This window comes from Mycobacterium sp., assembly GCF_049802695.1.
Classification (GTDB): domain Bacteria; phylum Actinomycetota; class Actinomycetes; order Mycobacteriales; family Mycobacteriaceae; genus Mycobacterium.
In genome coordinates this window covers 1-2019 of sequence record NZ_JBARMY010000570.1, presented here as the reverse complement: position 1 = coordinate 2019, position 2019 = coordinate 1, and the positions used below count along the sequence as shown (strand labels likewise).

Sequence of the window (2019 nt, the reverse complement as noted above, 5' to 3'; positions counted from 1 at the left end):
GTCACACCCGACGGCCGAGAGATCCCACCACGCCGGCTCGACCCGGCCGGGGGCGATCCACTTGACAAGTTGCTGCAGGTGCTGCAGGACGCGGCAGGCGCCGCACCGCCGGGGGAGCCCCCGTAAGCGCGACTCGGGCTGCCGATGCTGCTGGGAACGGTCAAAAATCCTCGCAGAGGAGCGTCTTCCCGAAGGAGCTGAACGTGGTTCAAGGCTGTTGCGCCACGGTAAAGACGGTGTCGCGGCGAACGCTGCACACCAGCGACCCTTAATCAATCAGCAGGTGGGCGGGTTCGATGCAAGGTGACCGGATCGTCGTCGTTGATGGTGCCCCCAGTCAGTACTTCCAGGTACACCCCGGCACTGGGCACCATCCCCGATCCTGGCGTTTCCAGGCGGTTTTCGGCCACCAATGTGCGCAGGGCATGTGGGGCTCGCGGCAACACGCCGTGCTCGAGGGTCGGAACCGCGCAACGCGATGTCGGCTTCAGAACTCGAAGTCGCGTTTCACCGATGACCAGCTCCCTCCCGACCCAGTCATTTTCTGCATAAGGCGGGTAGCCGGGCGGTGTCGCAATCACCAGATTCGGCCGGTACCGCAACGCCTCGGTGCCCACATGCTCCACAGTGGCCGTTGTAATCGCATGCAGCGGAGCAAGGTCCGTGAACGACTCGCCGGGCGTTGCCTGTGCAATCTCCAGAAGCTGACCTTCGACCTCGGCGTCTAGGCCAAGCTCCAATACCTTCTCGGGGTCTGGCCGTTCGAGCGTGGCGCCGTGTGGGCGCTGGCTGATCAGTTGTACCGGCCGTCCCAACAGCCGGGAGAGCAGTTCATCGATACCCGGCTCATCAGCGGACACGCATCTGCCGTCGGGCGCCTCGATGCGGACCCTCCCGCCATCCAAACGGGCGCTGAAGTGCAATAGCTCACGCCACAACCGTGGCTGCTTAGCACTGGCCACCCGCCCGGTCACCGTGTCGACGAGCGCCAGCCGCCGGTCGCCCTCGGCGCCTTGCTGATCGACAAACATGGTTGTGACCACTTCGCCGAGCATCGACTTGACCGGGTAGCGCCACAAACTGGCGATGCGCATCTGCACAGGATCCTCATGATCGCGACCATGAGTCATCACGGCTCCCAGTATGCGCTCAGCGGGCGGCCGGGTGGTCTCTTCAATACCGCGGCGCATGTCATTTTCTGTGGGAAAAACGGCCGCAATCCGCTGGTGCAACAACCGTGCAGCAACGCAAACTGGGGCAATCCAGTGAAGGAGAGCGGTCATCGCCATCCAATCAATGGAGGTAGCGCCGGCGCCCGGTGCGGACCGGGCCGCTCACACCGAAACGATGCGCCGAATGAACGGCTCGGGGGACTATCTGGCTGACCATTTCGAAGAAGTTCCCATGTTGCTGTTCGTCTTTGCCATCGACGACCTCGGTGGCGCCAACATCTACCCGGCGATCTGGTTACGGGACAACGGGGTCTGTCGCCGGGTTGTCGGTGACCGGGGTTGCCGGCCGCCCGCAGTCCGCGCGCTTTGCAGCGGCGGTGCGTACGGCGGCCCTGAGCATCAGCCGCAGTTTCGGGTACCCGCAGCTGAGGTGACTGCGCCTCACCCGCGTCGATTCAGCGGCGGATGTCGGCGCAGATCCGATCCCAATTGGCAGACCCGATCTTCTCCCGCTCGTCCTTGGTCAGATCTGCCTCTTCCAGGAAGCGCCGCGCGCCACCGTCCGGCGCCATCCGGTAGGGGTAATCGGTGGAATACAGGATGCGGTCAATTCCGATCACTTCGATCGTCCATCGCAGATACCGTTGGCTGAAGATACCACTGGGCGTGACAAGCACGTTGGTGCGGAAGTACTCGGAGATGGGCCGCCCCAGCTGGGCGGCTGCCGCCAGGTTGTCGACCCTGTCGAGATAGAACAGCACCGTCTCGCCCCAATGTCCGACGACCACTTGCAGGTCCGGAAACTCGTCGAACACGCCGGCGAGGATCAGTCGCAGCAGCGCTACAC

Annotated in this window: 2 protein-coding genes and 1 pseudogene; 1 reads left to right on the top strand and 2 read right to left on the bottom strand. The window is 63.8% G+C overall.

Features of this window, described 5'->3' with window-relative positions; all coding sequences use genetic code 11:
• Positions 1 to 272: 272 nt before the first annotated feature.
• Entirely contained in the window at positions 273 to 1130 is an 858-nt protein-coding gene (locus WA317_RS22390) for an MOSC domain-containing protein (RefSeq protein WP_425175118.1), read from the bottom strand.
• Positions 1131 to 1302: 172 nt separating this feature from the next.
• On the opposite strand from WA317_RS22390, the pseudogene WA317_RS22385 reads away from it, so the two are divergent.
• Positions 1303 to 1467 (top strand): annotated as a pseudogene (locus WA317_RS22385) (nitroreductase family protein); the annotation flags it as partial.
• Between the two features lie 160 nt (positions 1468 to 1627).
• Here the strand turns inward: WA317_RS22385 and WA317_RS22380 are convergent.
• Positions 1628 to 2019: amidohydrolase family protein (locus tag WA317_RS22380; protein WP_425175117.1), on the bottom strand; the 392-nt coding region annotated here is incomplete at its 5' end.